The organism is Paenibacillus rubinfantis (assembly GCF_001486505.1).
Taxonomy (GTDB): domain Bacteria; phylum Bacillota; class Bacilli; order Paenibacillales; family Paenibacillaceae; genus Fontibacillus; species Fontibacillus rubinfantis.
Genome location: NZ_LN909065.1, coordinates 1082428 through 1102398, shown reverse-complemented (window position 1 = coordinate 1102398; position 19971 = coordinate 1082428). Strand labels below are relative to the sequence as shown.

14 protein-coding genes are annotated in these 19971 nt (G+C 54.7%); all 14 read left to right on the top strand.

The features are described 5' to 3' along the window. The first annotated feature begins 284 nt into the window (after nt 1-284). Entirely contained in the window at nt 285-1862 is a 1578-nt protein-coding gene (locus BN3277_RS16535) for a DUF4127 family protein (protein ID WP_059044433.1), read from the top strand. A gap of 93 nt (nt 1863-1955) precedes the next feature. Next, nucleotides 1956-3068, top strand: a complete 1113-nt coding sequence (locus tag BN3277_RS16530; protein WP_059044431.1) for an amidohydrolase/deacetylase family metallohydrolase — start codon at nt 1956-1958, stop codon at nt 3066-3068. Beyond that, the gene (locus tag BN3277_RS16525; RefSeq protein ID WP_059044428.1) at nt 3034-4137 is read left to right on the top strand and encodes a DgaE family pyridoxal phosphate-dependent ammonia lyase; all 1104 of its coding nucleotides are present in this window, start codon (nt 3034-3036) and stop codon (nt 4135-4137) included. The genes BN3277_RS16530 and BN3277_RS16525 overlap by 35 nt, the downstream gene beginning before the upstream one ends. A 1-nt stretch (nt 4138) precedes the next feature. After that, nucleotides 4139-4894 (top strand): 2-dehydro-3-deoxy-phosphogluconate aldolase, encoded by a 756-nt coding sequence (gene dagF / locus BN3277_RS16520; protein ID WP_059044426.1) that lies wholly within the window; start codon nt 4139-4141, stop codon nt 4892-4894. After that, nucleotides 4887-5909: a sugar kinase gene (locus BN3277_RS16515; protein WP_059044424.1), complete on the top strand. Its 1023-nt coding sequence runs from the start codon at nt 4887-4889 to the stop codon at nt 5907-5909. Before dagF ends, BN3277_RS16515 begins: the two co-directional genes overlap by 8 nt. A gap of 11 nt (nt 5910-5920) precedes the next feature. Then, on the top strand, nt 5921-6634 hold the full coding sequence (locus BN3277_RS16510; protein WP_059044422.1) for a GntR family transcriptional regulator: 714 nt from the start codon (nt 5921-5923) through the stop codon (nt 6632-6634). Nucleotides 6635-6848: 214 nt separating this feature from the next. Continuing rightward, nucleotides 6849-7868, top strand: coding sequence for a glycoside hydrolase family 130 protein (locus BN3277_RS16505; protein ID WP_059044421.1), 1020 nt, complete (start codon nt 6849-6851; stop codon nt 7866-7868). 279 nt (nt 7869-8147) lie between these two features. Further along, the gene (locus tag BN3277_RS16500; RefSeq protein ID WP_059044420.1) at nt 8148-9473 is read left to right on the top strand and encodes an extracellular solute-binding protein; all 1326 of its coding nucleotides are present in this window, start codon (nt 8148-8150) and stop codon (nt 9471-9473) included. 112 nt (nt 9474-9585) lie between these two features. Continuing rightward, a complete protein-coding gene (locus BN3277_RS16495) occupies nt 9586-10461 on the top strand; it encodes a carbohydrate ABC transporter permease (protein WP_059044418.1) in 876 nt (291 codons plus the stop codon). Between the two features lie 17 nt (nt 10462-10478). Beyond that, entirely contained in the window at nt 10479-11309 is an 831-nt protein-coding gene (locus BN3277_RS16490; protein ID WP_059044416.1) for a carbohydrate ABC transporter permease, read from the top strand. Nucleotides 11310-11339: 30 nt separating this feature from the next. Then, entirely contained in the window at nt 11340-13160 is a 1821-nt protein-coding gene (locus BN3277_RS16485) for a cache domain-containing sensor histidine kinase (RefSeq protein ID WP_059044415.1), read from the top strand. Continuing rightward, nucleotides 13129-14787 (top strand): response regulator transcription factor, encoded by a 1659-nt coding sequence (locus tag BN3277_RS16480; protein WP_059044413.1) that lies wholly within the window; start codon nt 13129-13131, stop codon nt 14785-14787. Before BN3277_RS16485 ends, BN3277_RS16480 begins: the two co-directional genes overlap by 32 nt. Before the next feature lie 50 nt (nt 14788-14837). Next, nucleotides 14838-17147, top strand: coding sequence for a glycoside hydrolase family 3 C-terminal domain-containing protein (locus tag BN3277_RS16475; RefSeq protein WP_059044411.1), 2310 nt, complete (start codon nt 14838-14840; stop codon nt 17145-17147). A 410-nt stretch (nt 17148-17557) separates the two neighbouring features. Continuing rightward, nucleotides 17558-19816: a helix-turn-helix transcriptional regulator gene (locus BN3277_RS16470; RefSeq protein ID WP_059044409.1), complete on the top strand. Its 2259-nt coding sequence runs from the start codon at nt 17558-17560 to the stop codon at nt 19814-19816. Nucleotides 19817-19971 lie beyond the last annotated feature (155 nt).

The following is a 19971-nucleotide window of genomic DNA, read 5'->3' as shown; positions in this document are numbered from 1 at the left end:
CATCGGAATAACCAGGGGTTTTTCCAACGTCTATTCTAAGGGGTGCACTTCACACGTGGGGGGGCTATTTCTTTTTGTTTTGGTTTGATGTAGCTACGATCGTAAGGTCCGAAAAAGTATTCAAAGTTTTCACATCAAACGATGCAAATTCACAACATTTTAGGATATTTTCGTAAATTTATAGGATATTTCCTGAGCTCCCGGGAGGCTAAGATTACATTAGGCGTAGAATGAGCTATGCGCTGTTTTCGATGGAAATTAGTCGAACGGGAGGAGTAGCTTTTATGGCAAAGGTGGTTTATGTGCCGCTGGATGAAAGGCCGTGTAATGCGTTGTTCCCCAGACAGCTGGCGGAGATGACGGACGTAACGCTCGATGTCCCAGACCGTTCCATGCTGGGGAATAAGAAACGCCCCGCAGATACGAGTGCGATTCGGGAATGGTTGATCGAGGCCGCGGAGGGGGCGGATTACTTGCTTGTGTCGGTCGACCTGCTCGTTTACGGGGGGATCGTGCCGTCCCGCGTGCATCATTTATCTCCAGAGGAGTGCCTGCGGCGGCTGGAGGTACTTGGGGAAATCAAGCGCCGCAATCCCCGCGTCCAAATCCATGCCTTTAATCTGATTATGCGCGTGCCCAACAACAATAAGGATGAAGAAGAGCCGGATTATTATAAGTTTTATGGCGGGCAGATTTTTAAATACAGCTATCTGACGGACAAAGCGAAGCAGGAGGCTTTGACCTCCGAGGAACAACAAGACTTGGAAAACGTGATGCGGCTGATCCCCAAAGCGTATTTAAGTGATTTTGTGGAGCGCCGTGCGGTCAATCAGCAAGTGAACCAACACGTGTTGACCCTGGTCCGTGAAGGTGTGATCGACCACTTGGTCATCCCGCTGGACGACAATTCTCAATACGGCTTTTCTCGGGCGGAGCAGCAAATGATGGTTTATCGCGTGGAAGTGCTGAACGTGCTGGATAAGGTCCTGATCTATCCGGGAGCCGATGAGGTCGGCTGTACGATGTTTGCCCGAATTTTTGGGGAAATCAAACAGTACAAGCCGGAGATTTTTGTGCGTTACTCCTCTACCCATGGGCCATTCATCAAACCCAAATACGAGGATCGCAGCCTAAACGAAAGCGTCAAATCGCATATCACTGCAGTTGGAGCTGTGCTGGCCGACCATTCCGCCGAAACGGATCTCGTGCTCCTAGTCCACTCGCCGGCGGTTGATCAGGCGGGGATGGCCGAGCAGATCCCGTTCCAAGAACGGCATCGCTCCTACTTCTCGGAAATTCATTACCGGGAAATCGCCGAAGCGATGGGAGCTTATTTGCAGAAAGGAAAGCGGGTGGCCTTAGGCGACGTGGCGACGTGTAACGGCGGCGATCCGGTGCTGATGAACCTGCTGCAGCAGCAAGGGCGGTTGGACCAATTAACGGCCTATGCCGGCTGGAATACCTCCGGGAACACGCTGGGGACGGTGATTGCCCACCTGGTGATCGCTTCATATTACGCGGATCGCTGGGTACAGGGCGAGTTGGCGGAGGCGTATGAAGCGAGCCGCCGTTTTTATTACCACCGTTTGGCGGAAGATTTTCTGTATCAGTCGCTGGTCCGCCAGGACATGCTGGCAAACGATCTTCCCCGGCTGAATGCATGTTATTATACGTTGGAACATTGCCTGGAGCAGGTTGAAGGGATTCTAGCGGAGAAAATGAACCAGGCGGTATCGCGCTATTTTGCGGATATCAAGGAAGGACGACGGATACGGCTGAACGGGCTGCATTTTCCGTGGAGGCGTATGTTTGAGGTGGGGTTCGAGCTGACGATTGAAGGATTTCAGCCACGTCACCTTTAAACGTTATAACGTTATATTCTCAGAGGGAAAATTCTGTGTTATGCTAAACCCAATCGCAAACATGACAACGATCTACTAAAAGAGGCGAGCCATATGAAGGAAAGAGTTGTTCTCCGCCATGTCAAAAGAGTGAACGGGGAAGAGATCGACATCGTGATCGAAGACGGAACGATTACTGAAATCACCGGAGCTGGTCAGGCACGCGGGGAGCTGGAATGGGAAGGCCCCTCCCTTTACGTGTCCAGCGGTTGGATTGATATGCATGTCCATGCGTTTCCGGAATTTGACCCGTACGGCGACGAGATCGATGAGATCGGCGTAAAGCAGGGCGTCACGACGATTGTGGACGCCGGCAGCTGCGGTGCGGACCGGATCGGCGATTTAGTGGCGAACGGGAAACGGGCGGAGACCAACCTGTTGGCCTTTTTGAACATCTCGCGGATCGGGTTAAAACGCGTCGATGAACTGTCCCAATTAGACTGGATCGACCGTGATCGAGTGATAACAGCGCAGGCGGATTACCGTGACTCTATCGTCGGCCTGAAGGCCCGGATCAGCCAAAGCGTCGTTCGAGAGAACGGCGTCACGCCGCTGCGCATCGCGCGGGAGCTGTCACTTGAAACGGGACTGCCGCTGATGGTGCATATCGGCTCGGCGCCGCCCGATATCCGGGAGGTCATTCCGCTGCTACAGCGAAAAGATATTGTAACTCATTATCTCAACGGCAAAGCGAACAATCTGTTTGGGGCATCGGGCGAACCGCTCCCGGTGTTGACCGATGCCATCGCTCGGGGCGTGCATCTCGATGTCGGCCACGGCACGGCGAGCTTCTCCTTCCGGGTGGCTGAGGCAGCAATGCAGCACGGCATCAACCCGGATACGATCAGCACCGACATCTATCGGGGCAATCGGCTGAACGGTCCGGTATACAGCATGGCGAACGTGCTAAGCAAATTCCTCTATCTCGGATATTCGCTTGAAGAGGTTATCGCGGCGGTGACCACCCGCGCCGCACAGTGGCTGGGCAGAGAAGAGCTTGGCCGCATTCAAGTGGGGGACCCGGCGAATTTAACGTTGTTTGCCGTTAAAGAAGAACCAACGGCGCTCATCGATTCGGAAGGCGAACGGCGTGTTTCGAACCGCCGTATTGAAGCCAAAGGAGTGATCATTCATGGAAAGTTCATTAAATGCGAAGTACAGCCTTAAACGGGTCATTAACGCCAGCGGGCGGATGAGTATTCTCGGTGTTTCCGCGCCTAGCGATACCGTGATGGAGGCGATGAAGCAAGGCGGTCAAAGCTACGTCGAAATGGCCGACCTCGTCGATAAGGCGGGGGATTATGTCGCCCAGCATGTTGGATCGGAGGCGGCGGTGATCGTGAATTCGGCCTCCAGCGGCATCGCCTTGTCAGTAGCGGCGATTGTGACGCGGGGCGACCGACGCAAAAGTTTGCGCCTGCATCAGGAGGAGATTCCGCGGAACGAAATCATCATCCTGAAAGGCCACAACGTGCAGTACGGCGCTCCGGTAGAAACGATGGTGTACCTCGGCGGCGGCAAGCTGGTGGAAGTCGGCTATGCCAACGAAGGCCGGGCAGAGCATATCGAAGACGCCATCGGCGATAAAACCGCGGCGATCCTTTACGTAAAATCGCACCATGCTGTTCAGAAGAACATGATCTCCGTCGAAGAGGCGTGGGAGGTGGCGAAACGGAACCACGTGCCGATGATCGTGGACGCGGCGGCGGAGGAGGATTTGCAGAAATACGTGAAAATCTCCGATCTGGCGATCTACAGCGGCTCCAAGGCGATCGAAGGCCCGACCTCCGGTATCGTTGCCGGCAAACGCAGCTACATCGAATGGGTGAAGGTGCAGCTGCACGGCATCGGACGGAGTATGAAGGTGGGGAAGGAGACGTCGTTTGGCTTGCTGCAGGCCTTGGACGAGTACGCCGCCAAACCGGACAACAGCGAGCGGGAAAAAGCGGCTTTGCAGACGCTAATGCCGCTCAGCGAGCTCCCGGGCATCCGGGTTTCCATCGTGCAGGACGAAGCCGGTCGGGCGATATATCGGGCCCGGGTGCAGGTTGATCCGCAGCAGGCTGGCATCGACGCGAAGGCCATGGTGCATGCGCTACAGACCGGAGATATCGCGATTTATACGCGGGACTACGGGGTTAGACAGGGATATTTCGATATCGATCCACGTCCGCTTATGGGGGACGATATCCAGGTGATCGCCGCTAGAATTCGCGAATTGGCAGGAGGACGATAAGATGTCACAGATAGCAAAACGGTTTTACAAAAAACGGGTGGCACTCAATGTACTAGCCAAGGACATTCCGAACGCCAAGGAAGTGTTTGAAGCTGCGGAGGGTTACGTCCTGGTTGGGGTTCTGTCCAAGGACTATCCCAACGTTGAGGAAGCCGTCACCGCAATGAAAGCGTACGGACGTGAAATCGACGACGCCGTATCGATTGGCCTAGGCGCCGGCGATAACCGCCAGGCGGCGGTCGTCGCGGAAATCGCCAAGCATTATCCCGGCAGCCACATCAATCAGGTGTTCCCGGCGGTGGGGGCAACCCGGGCAAATCTCGGCGGGCAAGACAGCTGGATTAACAGCCTGGTTTCGCCGACGGGACAAGCGGGATACGTGAACATCTCCACCGGCCCGTTCAGCGCGGCCCAGGAGAAGCCAGCGATCGTTCCGGTGGAAGCGGCGATTGCGCTGGTGCGCGATATGGGCGGGAATGCCCTCAAATACTTCCCGATGCAAGGGCTGAGCCGCGAAGAAGAGCTTCGTGCCGTAGCGGCGGCCTGTGCCAAGGAGGGGTTTGCGCTGGAGCCCACCGGCGGGATCGATCTGGACAATTTCGAGGCGATTCTGCGGATTGCCTTGGAAGCTGGGGTTCCGCAGGTCATTCCGCACGTCTATACTTCGATCATCGACAAAGCGACCGGCAACACCCGCACAGAAGACGTGCTGCGGCTGACCCAAATGATGAAACAGTTGGCGGATGCTTATGCCTAAACGCCGCATAGCCGCCTTTGGCGAAGTGATGATGCGCCTGCAGGTCCCGGGTTACGAGACGTTAGCGCAGGCGGATACGTTGAAGTATTCTTTTTCGGGCACCGGCGTGAATGTCGTGTCGGCCTTGTCTCGCTACGGGCATGCCGGGACGCTGGTTACACGTTTGCCGGATAACCCGTTGGGCGACGCTGCGACCGCCTATCTGCGCAAGCTGGGCATTGACACTGCACGCGTTGTAAAGGGAGGTAAGTACGTTGGCATGTACTTTTTGGAGAACGGCTTTGGCGTACGGCCTAGCCGCGTCACGTACTCGAACCGGTTAGAGAGCAGCTTTAACACCGCACCCGAAGGGGCGTACGATTTCGCGGACATCGCTGCCGGTATCGATGCGGTTCATTTCTGCGGGATTACGCTAGCGATGAATGACGGTGTGCGCTCGCATATGAATGCATTCGCCGAAGCGGTTAAGCGTCAGGGCGGCAAGGTGATTTTCGACTGCAACTACCGACCGTCCCTTTGGGGGGAAGGCGAATATGCCCAGGCGAAGCCGCATTACGAAGCGATGCTGCGACTAGCGGACATCGTGATGATGAATGAAAAAGACGCGATGTTGACCTTGGGGATGAACACGGATCGGCAGGAACGAGAGGAACAGCTGAGGGAGCTGATTCCGGCCGTGGCGGAACAGTACGGCATCTCCGCGATCGCTGGAACGCACCGCCAGATCCACGGCGACAACTCCCATTCGCTGCGCGGTTTTCTGTACAAGGAGGAACAGCTTGTTTTCTCCGATCGGTTGACCTTTTCCGTCTATGATAGAATAGGGGCAGGAGACGCTTTTGCGAGCGGGATTATTCATGGGGAGCTCGAGGGCTTCACCCCGGAGCGGACCGTCCGGTTCGCCGCGGCGGCGGGGATGCTGGCGCATACCGTGCCGGGCGATACCCCGATGGCGACGGAGGCAGACATCCTCCGGGCGATGGAGCAATCCGCTGCCGGTGATGTAGAAAGGTAGGAGTTGGGGCCATGAATTTGTCCCGTAAAGATCGGCCGTTATATTTGCAAATCAAAAACATCCTGAAGGAGCGGATTTTGTACGGCGTTTACCCGCTCGGATCCAATATTCCTTCCGAACCTCAGCTGGAGCAGGAATTCGCCGTCAGTAAAATCACCGTCCGTGGCGCGATCCAGGAGCTGGTCCAAGAAGGCTATCTGGAGAAGGGCAGCGGCAAAGGCACCAAGGTGATCCGCAATAAAGCCGCCGCGAAGTGGTCCAAGTGGAAGCACTTCACGGAGATTTTGGTGGAGGAGAACCACCAAATCCGCAAGGAGTGGCTCCGCGCCGGAACGGTGCGGAACGAGGTGGGCTCTGAACTCCATGGGATGTTCGGGGAGCGCTGCCTGAAGCTGGAACGCGCGTATTATCTTGACGGCCAGCCTTATATTTTTTACGAGCATTACGTGAAGAGCCCCAGGAAAGAACCGGAGCTTGAGGATTTCCGCGATCATTCGCTTTATGATGTGCTGGAGGAGTGGGGGATTTCGCTGGACAAGCTCCGGGACGAGTTTGCGGTGTCCCTTCCGCCGGACGAGGCGAAGCGGTTCTTGCAGTTGGCCGACGGAGTCCCTGTGCTGAAGCGGTCGCGGTATTCACGGGATGTCCTGGGCAGCTTGGCCGAGTACAGCGTGGGCTACTACAATACGGAGCTGCAAAATTACATCGTCGATTATGACGCGTAATGCGGCGGATCGAATGAACGCTAAACCCCAGATTGTTGTTGCCTTGAATGCGCAACGATCTGGGGTTTTTATGCGAAAAACCGAATACAATCGCGCTAAACCATCCGAATTATTCAGATGTTTTCGAAAGTTTATGGGATATTTCCGCCGGAAGGCCAGGGCTATAATAGCTATAAAGATCCATATCTATAGGGTTTCATGAGGAGGAGCACAGATGAAGATAACGAGGCATCCGGATAATCCGATCGTGGTACCGGGAGGTTTCGAATGGAGAAAAGTAACCGTATTCAATCCGGCGGTCATTATCGATAACGGCAAATTTTATATGATCGAACGGACGGCGGGATCGCTCACCCCGTGCAAAAACTACCTTGGGCTGCTGGAAAGCGAAGACGGCGTGCATTTCACCCACGTGAAGGACGAGCCGATCGTTACGCCGGACATGCTGGGGTTCCCATACGGCAGCGTGCAGGACCCGCGGATCGTCAAAATCGACGATACGTTCTATTTAAACTACGCACTACGCCCGTGTGCGATGAGTTATTATCCGACAGGCCGGGGCGTGCCGGAGCGTTCGATTCCGAAATACCCGGACGGGTGGGGCGAACAGGAAGGCCACTGGCTGACGCGCTCGTCAATCCTCGCCTCCAAGAACCTGATCGATTGGGAGTTCGTGGCCGATACGACGCCGCTGGACATCAACGATCGCGACAACATTCTGTTCCCGGAGATAATTAACGGCAAGTTCGTGCTGCTGCGCCGGCCGGAGGAGTACGTGGGCGAAGCCTATGGGACGGAGAAAGCGGCGATGTGGATCACTTATTCGGACGATCTGATCCACTGGGAGGAGCCAAAGCTGCTGGCGAAAGCGGAAAACATGGCCTGGGAATCGCGCAAAATCGGCGGATCGACGCCGCCGGTCCGGACGGATCGCGGATGGCTCGTGTTGTATCACGGCGTGGACGACGAGGTGGTCTACCGCGTAGGGGCCATGCTGCTGGATCTGGAGAACCCGGAGAAGGTGATCGCCCGCACGAAAAACTTCATCATGGAACCGGAAACGTATTACGAGAAGTTCGGCTATCAGATTCCAAACGTCATTTTCCCGACGGGTAACGTTGTTAAGGACGGGCTGCTTTACATCTACTATGGGGTGACCGATACGGCGATCGCTCTGGCTACGGTACCGGTCGAGGAGCTTGTTGACTATATTTTGAATGAACCGCAGGCCTAAGGGCATGCTTGCGAATAACCGCGGGATTGCGGTTATTCTAAGTACAAACTTGCAAGCGCTTACCCAAATAATGTTAATTAATATAACATAGGTTCTTGCCAGATCATTCAAAATCATAAAAATTAGCTTAATATTTCGGATATAATCGAAAGATTGTGGGATATAGTCGAAAGACAACGACTTTTATAATAGGTAACATAACAGGAATCGAAATAAAAACGTTCATTTTATGTTATGTTTATGGAATTTATTCAAAATAACAAGAGAAGAGGGTTGATTATGGGCAAATCACACAGAGGAAAGAAAGCGGTATTACTCGGTTTAATTGCGGTGCTGACGTTGTTCACGGCAGCTTGTGGCAAAGAAAATGCGGCGGGCGGCACTAACAATGCCAGCGGCGGTGCAGGCGAGGCAGAGACGATTACCTTGAACATGATGCATCCATGGACTTCTCCAAACGTGGATAACGAAGTCTACAAAGCGCGGATCGCCGAATTCGAGAAGCAGCATCCAAACATCGTGATCAAGCAGGACGGCGTACCATCCGCCCAGTATAAAACCAAGCTGCGCACGCTGGCAGCTGCCAACAACCTGTCCGATATCAACGTCGTATGGCCGGGAGCGGATTTGGCACCGTTGGTTGCCGGGAATCTGCTTCAACCGATCAATGATCTCATGGAGAATTGGGGCTCGATTTTACCGGAAGCCGCGCTTTCCGGATTTAACGTGGACGGGCAGCAATATGCGGTCCCAACCAAACAGAATTTCGTAGACATCATTTATTACAACAAAGAGATGTTCGCACAAGTTGGTTACGATCAGTTCCCCGACACCTACGATAAATTCATCGACGCGGTGAAGAAGCTGAAAGCGGCGGGAATTACCCCGATTTCCCTCGGCAATAAGGAACAATGGCCGCTGCAATCGTCTTACATTTCGATCATCGGCGACCGATTCACCGGAAGCGATTTCCTGCCGGCCGTCCTTGAGGGCAAAGCGAAGTTCACCGACCCCGAGTTCGTCAAGGCGCTAGCGGTGATTGATGAGTTGACGAAGCTAGGCGCGTTTAATACGGATGCCAACAACATGGATTCCGTTCAAGGCCAAGACTACTTTATCCAAGGCAAAGCGGCGATGCACATCTCCTCCGCGACTGTTGACGGAAGAGTGCGGATTAACAACGAAGAGGGCGACAAATTCGGCATCGCGTTGTTCCCAAGCGTAGAGGGTGGCAAAGGTGATCCGAAGAAAAGCGCCGGGATCGTGCAATACGGCATTGCCATCAAGAACGGGCTTGATGAGAAGAAAAAGGCGGCTGCCGAAGAGTTCTTGAAATTTTTCGTAAATGAAGATTTGTACAAAGAATTGATCCGTAACGGGGTCGTCGTGCCGGCTAAAGTGGAAATTCCGGAGGATGCTAGCCCGTACCTGAAAGAAATGCTGGCGCTGACCGGAAACGGCACCTCGCCGGTGTTCGATAGCGTCATTCCTACCCAAGTGGTGGACGTCCTGCAAAATGGACTGCAAGCTTTGACTGTGGGCCGCGGCACGCCGGAAGAGCTGGCGAAGGAAGTACAGGAAGCGATGGATAACTATAGCAACTAAACTAACAAACGTCTTCAAAATCGATGCGTGTAAGAAAACCCGACTCCCGGGTTTTCTTCATTCATCGGGCTTGAACCTAGATACGACATAAAGGAAAAGGAGGGGACCTCTGGTGCAAACGTTACGTGGTACGAAGCTGGCGATCTTTATCGGGTTGTTTCCGGCGCTGCTCATCTATTTAGGCATTGCCATCGTTCCGATCGGAATGTCTCTGTACTATTCAGTCATGGATTGGAACGGCATCGGTTCGATGAAGTTCATCGGCCTGGATAATTTCGTGAAGATCCTAGGCGATGACACCTTCTGGCTATCCGTCCAAAATAACGTCATCATCATGGTGACCGGCCTGATCGGCCAAATTCCGCTGGGGTTATTGCTTGCCCTGCTGCTGAACCGCGGGCTCAAGGGATCCGGTTTTTTTCGGACGGTTGGGTTTATGCCGGTAGTTATTTCATCCGTTATGGTGTCCCTGATCTGGGGCATGGTCTATAACACGGAGTATGGGATGCTGAACAACCTGCTGGGCCTCATCGGCCTCGACGGCTGGAAGCAAAATTGGCTTGGCGATGTCCGGTGGTCGATGCTGTCGATCAGCATCGCGTACATCTGGCAGAATTGTGGTCTGTATATGGTGATTTTCCTGGCTGCGCTGCAAAACATCCCCGACGAGGTTAACGAAGCGGCCGAGCTGGATGGGGCCACCGGGTTAAAACGCACCTTCCGCATTACGATCCCGATGATTCGCAGCACGCTGCTGGTTGGAGTCGTCTACAGCATCAGCAACTCCTTCCGCGTCTTCGACCTGATTCAGATCTTGACGGGCGGCGGTCCGGCCCACCAAACCGAGGTCATGACGATCCACATGTACAACAGTGCCTTCATGAATATGCGCTACGGATACGGCAGCGCGGTCTCGATCCTGATCCTGCTGTTCAGCTTGGTTGTCATTTCGGTGGTGAATCGTTTAGGTCGAGATAAAGATGCTTAAGGAAGGAGGGTTTTCCCATGAATAAGAAGTCAGCCGGCTTCCGAATATTGGCGTACACTTTTTTGAGCCTATTCGCTATGATGAATATAGTTCCGCTGTTCTGGATGGTCGTCAACTCGTTTAAAAATGAACAGGAATACGCGGCCGATCCGTTTTCGTTTCCGGAAGCCCTGCATTTTTCCAACTATGCGGAGGCGTGGAAGGTTGCGAATATGAATGTATACTTTCTGAATAGCCTGTTTGTCACGTTTGCTTCATTGATCGTCACCGTATTTTTTGGGGCCTTGGCGTCCTATTTTCTGTCGCGGTTTCAATTCAAGCTGCGCGGGATCACTTACGGCGTGTTTCTGCTTGGCATGCTTGTGCCGATTCATGCGACGTTGATTCCGATATTTCTGATCATGCAAAAATTACATCTGCTGGATACGCATTTATCATTGATTTTGCCGTATACGGCGTTCCACTTATCCTTAACGATCATAATTTTGGAGGGCTTCATGCGGGGATTCCCCAAAGACTTGGAGGAATCGGGCGTGATGGACGGCGCGGGCATTTTTCGGATTTTCTGGTCGATTATTCTCCCGATCACCCGACCCGCGATGGCGACCGTCGTCATCCTCAACTTCATATACAACTGGAATGAGTATTTATTTGCCTTGGTCTTGATCAGTTCCTCTGCACTCAAAACGCTGCCGCTTGGCTTGGCCAACTTCGTGGGAATCGAAACGGCGAGCCTTACGCTGCAAATGGCGGCGCTGACGATGGCGCTGATTCCGATCATTATCTTTTATTTGCTGCTGCAGAAGCAGCTGGTTACCGGCATGACCGCAGGAGCGGTCAAAGGCTAATTACACCACGATTAGACGGAGGTGAGGGTGATGCCAAGCTCAAGAAGATGGCTCGGCAATTTTGGGTTAAAGCGGAAGGCGCTTGTTATCTTCCTCATTTTCGTCATCCTTCCGACGTTTGGCGTCGGCGTGGTCGTGCAAATTCAATTTAACGAGGTGCTGCGGGATCAGTTCATCAATTCGACCAAGCGAAATCTCGATAACGTAGCAGGTCAGCTTAGCGAGCAGACCAAAATGGTGGAGGATATCGCCAACTATTTGATCCTGAGTCCGGATATGCGAAACTTCCTGCGCACCTCACCTCCGCTCAGCAATGAGCAGCAAGCCCAGCTAAAGCGGAACATCGAGGATTTTTTGACCTTTCAGCTGATGTCGAAGGGGTATATTCGGTCCATCGAAATTTACGGTTTTAACGGCAGCGTGATCGAAATGGGCGAGCCGTTCAGCGGCGACGAGTCGAAATGGGAACTGGCCGCCAAAGCGCGCAAAGGCGGGATTACCTGGACCGAGGGGTATGCGCTCCACAGCGATTGGAACGGCGAGGTTCGCGTCCTGTCCATGTTCCGCGTCCTCAACTCCTACAGCGAGATTACCAAACCGTTGGGAAGGTTGATCATCCGGTTGGATGAAGCAAGCATCGTAAGCCTGCTGGAGAAGAGCATATTTAAGGACGGGGCGGGGGGCGTGTTTATCGTCGGCGCGGAAGATCAGGTGATTGTGGGATCGAAAGCTCCGTTGCCGGACGTCCTCCAACCGGGATCGCCGCTGCTGGACAAGCTGTCGTCCGGACGAGGAGACCTGACGTACGAAGTGAACGACGAACACTATTTAACCTTATATAAAGAGATGGAAAATACGGAATGGAAGCTGATTGCAATGATCCCCGAAGCGAAGGTGTCCGAAGAGTTCCGTGGGATCAAGATGACGATGCTGGTGATCCTGACGGCGATTATGCTCCTGGGGTTAACCGCGTTGATCGGGTTCCATTATACGATCATTCGTCCGATTTTGCGTCTCAAGAAGGAAACCAGCAAGGTCACTTACGGCGACTTTAACGCGCGGGTTCCGATCAATTCCAACGACGAAATTTCCGAATTAAACCGGAAGTTCAATGAGATGGTCGCAACGATCCAGCAGCTCATCGAGCATAAATACAAGCTGGAGCTGAGGGAGCGGGAATCGGAGCTGAAGCTGATGCAGAACCAGATGGACCCGCATTTTCTGTACAACACGCTGGATATGATCCGTTGGACGGCACGCTTGGAACAGGCGTCAAAATCGAGCCAACTGATTGAAATGCTGTCGAAGTTTTTCCGGTCCAGTCTGAATAACGGAAGTTATCAAACTACACTGCGCAAAGAGCTGGAATTCGCCCAATCTTACTTGTATCTGCAGCAGCGTCGGCTCGGGGAGAAGAAGTTGAAATATTCGCTTCATACCGAGGCAGGCATTGAGGAAGCCGTGACGTTGAAGGCCACGATCCAACCGTTGGTGGAAAACTTCATCAAACACGGCCTAGACCGCAGCAAACCTTATGGAGAAGTTCACGTTCGCTGTTATTCCCGTGATGGCGAAATCTTTGTGGATGTCATCGATAACGGCAGGGGTATGGAGCCCGGCAAGGCGGAAGCCGTCCGAAACGCTCTGCAGCGGGCAGGAACCGGCGGAACCACAGGCGCTTTGCATAACATTCACGAAAGACTGTCGATTTTCTTTGGACAGGACTATGGTTTGGAGATCGTTGAGACTTCGGCCAAAGGCACGAGGGTACGGCTTCGTTTCCCTTTTGCCGAGGTTGGCTATCCCGGAGGTGAAACCTATGAATCCCGAGAATCGAACAACAAGTTCTAATCCTGTTGGTAGAGGTAAACACGTAAAAATGCTGATTGTGGATGACGAAGCGGTCATCTGCGAGGGTCTGCGTTATACGATTGACTGGACGAAGCTGGGCGTGGAAGTCGTAGGGGAGGCGTACGACGGGAAAGAGGCGCTGCGGCTGGTCGAGGAGCAGGGTGTCCAACTGGTGTTATCGGACATCCGCATGGACGGCATGGACGGGCTGGAGCTGGCCAAGCAATTGCGACAACGATATCCCGCGGTACAGGTCGTGATGATCAGCGGGTATGAGGACTTTGATTATGCGCGCCAAGCCATCCGGCTTGGCGTGGGCGACTATTTGCTGAAGCCGGTCGACATCGAGGAACTGAGTTCCGTTGTGAAAAAAATCGTCGCTGACATCCAAACCAGCGACAAGGAAGAGAAGTCTCAGGCGATTGAGCTGTGGCTTTCGGGCATGACCCGGCACGGCTCGGCCTACGGCAAAGAGCCGCCGCCTTCGCTGGACGGTGTCCAATTCCGCATCGTCGCAACCCAACTCGCCAACTTTCATGACCGCTTTGCCGATATGGAGGCAGATCGCTATGAAGCGGTCCAGGAGGCTTGGTTGCTTGGGCTGCACAGCCGTTTGGAGAGAGATCACTTTCGGGCGGTGTCCGTTTTCGACCATGAAAACCTGCTGATCACCTTGTTGGTCTCGGAGGAACAAACCGATCTTCACGTATGGGACGAACGGCTGGCATCGGCAATAGGGACGCTTGACCCTGGAGTGGAGGGCTGCATTTACGCAGGCGCTTCTGCCGTGTATGAGGATCTCGGGGAAACCGCGGACCGCTGTGCCGAAGCGGTGCGGCTGCTCATGCTACATGTACTGGATGGCCGCCGGGTCCTCACGGCGGACTACGGAGACGCGGCGATGTCCGACCGGATACTGCCGGGCTTCGATATTACGGAAACGGTACAAGGTCTCGTATCCGCGTTATTTAAGCAGGATCGGCCGGAAGTTTGTCGGATGGTGGAGGAAATGTTCCGTTTTTTTCGAGAGTCTAAGTATTTGCTCCCGGAAGTTTGGAACCTGTATGAGGAGCTGTCCGCGCTGCTCCGCCAGCGCTTGCGCAAGAGCGGGATGACCGGGTTGGACTTGGCCCGCCGAGGGCAGCCGGATCCGAATATTTATAACTCCTACGCTGGACTCGAAACGGTGGTTCTTGGGGATATGGAGGAGCTGCAGCGTTTAATTGATCAAAACGGCATCGACAAATCCTATTGGATCGTCGAAAAGGCGAAGCGATTTATCGTCGACCGTTACCGTACGGATCTCAAGGCTTCCGAGGTCGCCGCTTGGCTGAAAATCACCCCAAGCTATTTCAGTTACATTTTTAAGCAAAGCACGGGGAAAGGGTTTACGGAATATATGAACGAAATGCGGATCGATCAAGCCAAAAACCTGCTCGCCACGACGCAAGATAAAGTCTTCGAAATTGCGGATAAGGTCGGTTATAAGGAGTATAAGTATTTCGTGTCCGTATTTAAAACATATACAGGCATGACGCCAAAGGAATACCGCGGTCTGCGCGTCTGCAAGGAGACGTCCGAAAGCGGCGGGGGAGCGCTGGTCAGTACGGAATCGGAAACAGACTAGGAGGTGCCGGATGGCATGGGGCCACCGGCCGATAAGCGAGGGGAACACGGATGGAAACTTACAAACAGCCGTTGGCTCCATTGGAAGAGCGGGTGGCGGATTTGCTGGCCCGGATGACGCTCCGGGAAAAGGTCGGGCAGCTCAATCAGCGGATGTACGGCTGGGATGCCTACGAGCGAAAAGGCGAAACGTTCGAGCTGACCGATGCGTTTAAGGAGGAAGTAGCCAAAGGCGGCGGAATGGGGGCACTGTACGGCTTGTTCCGCAGCGACCCTTGGTCCGGTGTGAATTATACGAATGGAATTACGGCGGCGGATAGCGCGAGGGTGTCGAATATGGTGCAGCGGTACGTGCTGGAGCATACCCGTCTTAGCATTCCTGTCTTGTTGACGGAGGAGTGCCCGCACGGCCACCAAGCGTTGGACGGAACGCTGCTGCCGGTGAATCTCAGCGCCGGAGCAACCTGGAATCCGGAGCTGATGATGCGAGTGTACGCCCATGTGGCGGCGGAAATCCGCAGCCGCGGCGCGCACGTTGGGCTGGTCTCGGCGCTGGATATTTTGCAGGAACCACGCTGGGGACGTTCCGAAGAATGCTACGGCGAGGATCCTTATTTGGCCGCCCGCTTCACGGAAGCGGCGGTGCGCGGAATGCAGGGCGACGACCCGCGGAAGCTGGACGCGCCGGACCGGGTCGCGGTCGTCCTGAAGCATTTATGCGCACAGGGAGCGGCTCAGGGAGGGCGTAACGCCGGTCCGGCGGCTATCGGGCCGCGGGAGCTGCGGGAGATTCACCTCCCGGCTGCCCGGGCGGGAGCGAACGCCGGAGCCGCGGGTTTCATGGCAGCTTACAACGAAATCGACGGGGTGCCGTGCCATGCCAACCGCGATTTGTTAACCGGCATCCTGCGGGAGGAATGGGGCTTCGAAGGATTGGTGATGGCAGACGGCTGCGCGGTAGACCGGCTGCTGGCGCTCACCGGCACCCCTGAGTCTGCGGCGGCCCTCGCCCTGGCTTCGGGCGTGGATCTTAGCTTGTGGGATACCGCTTTTACCACGCTGGAGGAGGCGGTTCGTTTAGGGCTGGTGCAGGAAGCGGAAATCAATCGGGCGGCCGCGCGCGTGCTGAGGCTGAAGTTTCAGCTGGGGCTGTTCGATCGGCCTTACGTGCCGGAGCTCCGGGCGATTTGCGTCGTAGGCAGTCCGGAGTTCCGTGACGTGAACCTGCAGGTGGCCCGCGAATCGGTCGTGCTGCTCAAGAACGAAGGCGATCTGCTGCCGATCGTGGATCAGCCGCGTCGGATTGCCGTGATCGGCCCGAACGCCGACCGCTTATACAATCAGCTCGGCGATTACACGAGTGTCCAGCGGGAAGGGACAGGCACGACCGTGCTGCAAGGCATCCGATCGTGCGCCCCGGAAGGCGCCGATATCGTATACGCCCTGGGCTGCGGCATTCGTGACCGGTCCACGGCGGGTTTCGCTGAGGCGGTTGCGGCTGCCCAAGGTGCGGACCTCGCCGTACTCGTGCTCGGCGGGAGCAGTGCCCGGGAATTCGGCGGCGACTTCGAGGACAATGGGGCGGCGATCGTCCAAGAGGGCAGTCCGTCCGAGATGGACTGCGGCGAAGGCGTCGACCTGGCAGACCTGTCCCTCGGCGGGGTGCAGGAGGAGCTGGTCGAGGCCATTGCGGCCACCGGGACGCCCATCGTCGCCGTGATCGTTCAAGGGCGGCCGCATGCGCTCACGCGAGTCGTTGATTTGAGCGATGCGGTCCTTTGTGCGTGGTATCCCGGGACGGAAGGCGGCCGGGCGATCGCCGAGCTCCTGTTCGGTATGGCGAATCCAAGCGGGAAGCTGCCGGTGACGCTGCCGCGATCCTCTGCCCAACTTCCCGTCTATTACAATCAAAAGGATCCCGGTCGAGCCAGAAATTACGTCGATATGCCGTCTGCGCCGTTGTACCCGTTTGGCTACGGGTTAAGCTACACGCAGTTTACTTATGCGAATGTATCCTTGTCCCGAGATCCTGTGTCGGCGGCTGAACTGGAGAACGGGGAACAGGTGACGGTTCGCGTCGAAGTGGAAAATGTGGGGGCGAGAAGCGGGGCGGAAACGGTTCAGCTGTACATCCGGGCCCGCCAATCGGGGATCACCCGGCGGATCGCCGAGCTGAAAGGGTTCAGCAAAATCGAGCTGAATCCAGGAGAACGCCGAGTTGTTGAGTTTAAGCTGGGCCGGGAGGAGCTGGGCATCTGGAACCAAGAGCTGCGTTTTGCGGCGGTTCCTTGTAAAGTGACGGTTCAAGTCGGAGGGAACAGTCGCGATACGCTTTCCGCCGAGTTCACCGTTTTAGGTTAACGATAAGACCGTTTCTTTATTTAGCAGCGCAAGTACTGAGGCAATTGCCCCGGTGCTTGCGCTGTTTTGTTTTGGGATGAGCGAGTCCCCCTCTTTGTCGGTCGCTTTGCGGGATTATCCCGTTTATTCAGTCAGGTGATCGGGATAGATCCGTGGTGCGGGACAGATCGAGAGAGGGGCGAGAATCATTAGCCGCTTCACACCTGAACGAAAGGGATAATGGTGAAAAAGAGGGGGCAATGGACATCTCGCTCCTCTATTTTGAGGGACATGTTCATATACTGTCGTACAGACACTACCAACAGAATCTTCTCCCAATTCGTTGACTTCGCGAAAAGATGTCCCATACAATTACCTAGAAAGCGCTTTCTTCGGGCGAAAGGAAATGCACGCGAAATAGGAGTGATGAAATGAGAGGAAATTGGTACCGACGGATGCTGTTATCGTACTTTCCCATCTTTTTGATCACGGTGGCGGTGTTGTTCTTTATCTTCGTAATTATCGTGAGCGATATTTCGTACAAGCAGACGGTCAAGGCCGACCGGATCACCACGGATTATGTGGTGGGCCGCCTGACCAGCTCGTTGAAAGGCATCGAAATGGACGTGCTGGAGGAAGTTGAAAAAAACAAACGTTACGAGGATTTCCTCAATGTCGGACTCACCGAACAGGACAGCGAGATCATCCTGGACGTGGCGGGCAGCATCCGCGAATTGGCGTCCCGAGACAGCCTGATCGAATCGATCTATATCTATCGGATGAAAGATCAAAAAGTGCTGACGCGCAGCGGGCTGATGGATTTAGAAACGTTTGCCGACCGCGTTTTTCTCGAGGAGGCATTAACGAAGTTGGACGATCGCAGCTGGTCGCCGATTCGCGGCTATCGAGAATTTAGCTCCAACCAGGAAAAACGCGTGATTTCCGCTTATAGGAGAGAGCCCCTCCCCTTCGGTAATGACGGCCTGGTCGTGATCAATCTGGACATGTATGCGGTCGAACGGACGATCCGCTCCATGAACAGCAGCGAAGTGTCCTTCCTGGATGTTCGCGATGCATCCGGCGAGCTGGTGTTCTCCACGCGTTCAGCCGACATGGCGCTACAAGGGGAGAAGGGCCGCGTCGTGAATCGAGTGACGTCGGAGGTGCTGGGATGGCAGTTCGAGAGCGGCCTGGCCGCCGGGCAGCTGTTTACGTGGGTCTCGTTTATTTCATACATATGGGTTGTGCTTGGCATTGTAACGGTGGTTGCGGCCCTGCTGTATCTAATTTTTATTACACGAAAAAATTATCAGCCGATCCGGGCGATGGTCGGCCGAATCGAATCGCTGCGGCAGCGGGAGGACGAGCTTGGGCTGAAGAGGGATGAGCTGTCCATGATCGACCGGGCGCTGGAAGATTTGATCCGGCAAGCGGCCGATTATGAGAAACAGCAGCGCGACAATCTGCTGATCGGGCGTCGGCAGCTCTTTTATGACCTGATGCAGGGTGAGGTCCCGGACAGGCTGGAGGATCGCTTGAAGAAGCTAGGCGTGTTGCCGAAGGAGGAGCCGCTGCAATTGGCTTTCGTAGTGGTGGAGATCCGCAACTATCCGGATTTTCGCAGCTCGTTCTCCGAGCGGGATCAGCATACGTTAAAATTCGCGCTCACCAACGTGCTTCAGGAGCTGGCGCAAATCGACGGCCTGTACGGCTGGACGGAATGGATCGCCGAGGAACGGATGGGTATGATCGTTGGCGTAAGCCGGAACGAACTGTCTGCGGCGGAGGCTATCCGAGGGTTTGTGGATAAAGGGAAGGCTTGGGTTGAGCAGCATTTTCGGTTTCCCCTGCTGTTCTGCGTTGGCCATGTCGAGCGCGATTGGCAACGAATCGACCGCTCCTACAAGGCCGCGCTTGACGTTCTCCAACACAAGCTATCGCTGGGGCAGGAGGCGATCCTGATGAGCGAGGATTTGCCGGAGGCGGCCGACCGCAAGTGGCATGAATATGTGAGGATGATTTCCGAGCTGGTACGGGACTTCCGCCACTTGGACGGCGATTGGCGCATGCGTCTGGACCAGTGGTTTGAGCAGATGAGCCAGGATTGCCTCAAGGACGAAGATATTCGCATGCTGTTGCAGATGATGATGGACATGCTGGGTTATGAGATGATCCCGCTCTCCGCTGAGCTTCGGGATGTTTTTCAAGGACCCGAGGGGAAGCGGCTGCGCAAGGACACGGAGAAGGCAGGGGATCTGGAACAATTAAAATCGCTGTACTCCGAGCACTTAACCGGGCTGTACCGTTTATATGTGGCGCATAGTGAGACCAAAAACCATCGGGCCATGGTGAGCGAGCTAAAAACCTACATCGAGGAGAATTTCGAAAATCCGGATCTCTCTTTAAAGCATATCAGCGACCGTTTTCATATCTCGGCGAAATACGCCAGTTATTTATTTAAAGAGGAGTTTAATCTGAAATTCGTTGACTTCATCGTTCAACTGCGGATGGAGCGGGCCCAGGAGCTGCTGGCTGAAACCGACGATACGATCCAAAATATCTCCATTCGCGTAGGTTATGCGAACTCGATTACGTTTGGGCGCGTCTTCAAACGGATCGTTGGCGTAACGCCGGGCGACTACCGAAAGCTGAAGCTAAAGCCTGATAGGACCCGTCATTCCGGGATTTAACGAAAGAAGTTTATTGCGGGAATTCGCTTTATTTATCCATTATCTGGATATCTAGACGACGGTTTATCCGCCCGAAACTAGTTTATTTACCGCTTCTTCCGGGCCATGGCATACTTGGGTCAATCCGGACGGGCGGCAGCAGCCACAGTGGACAG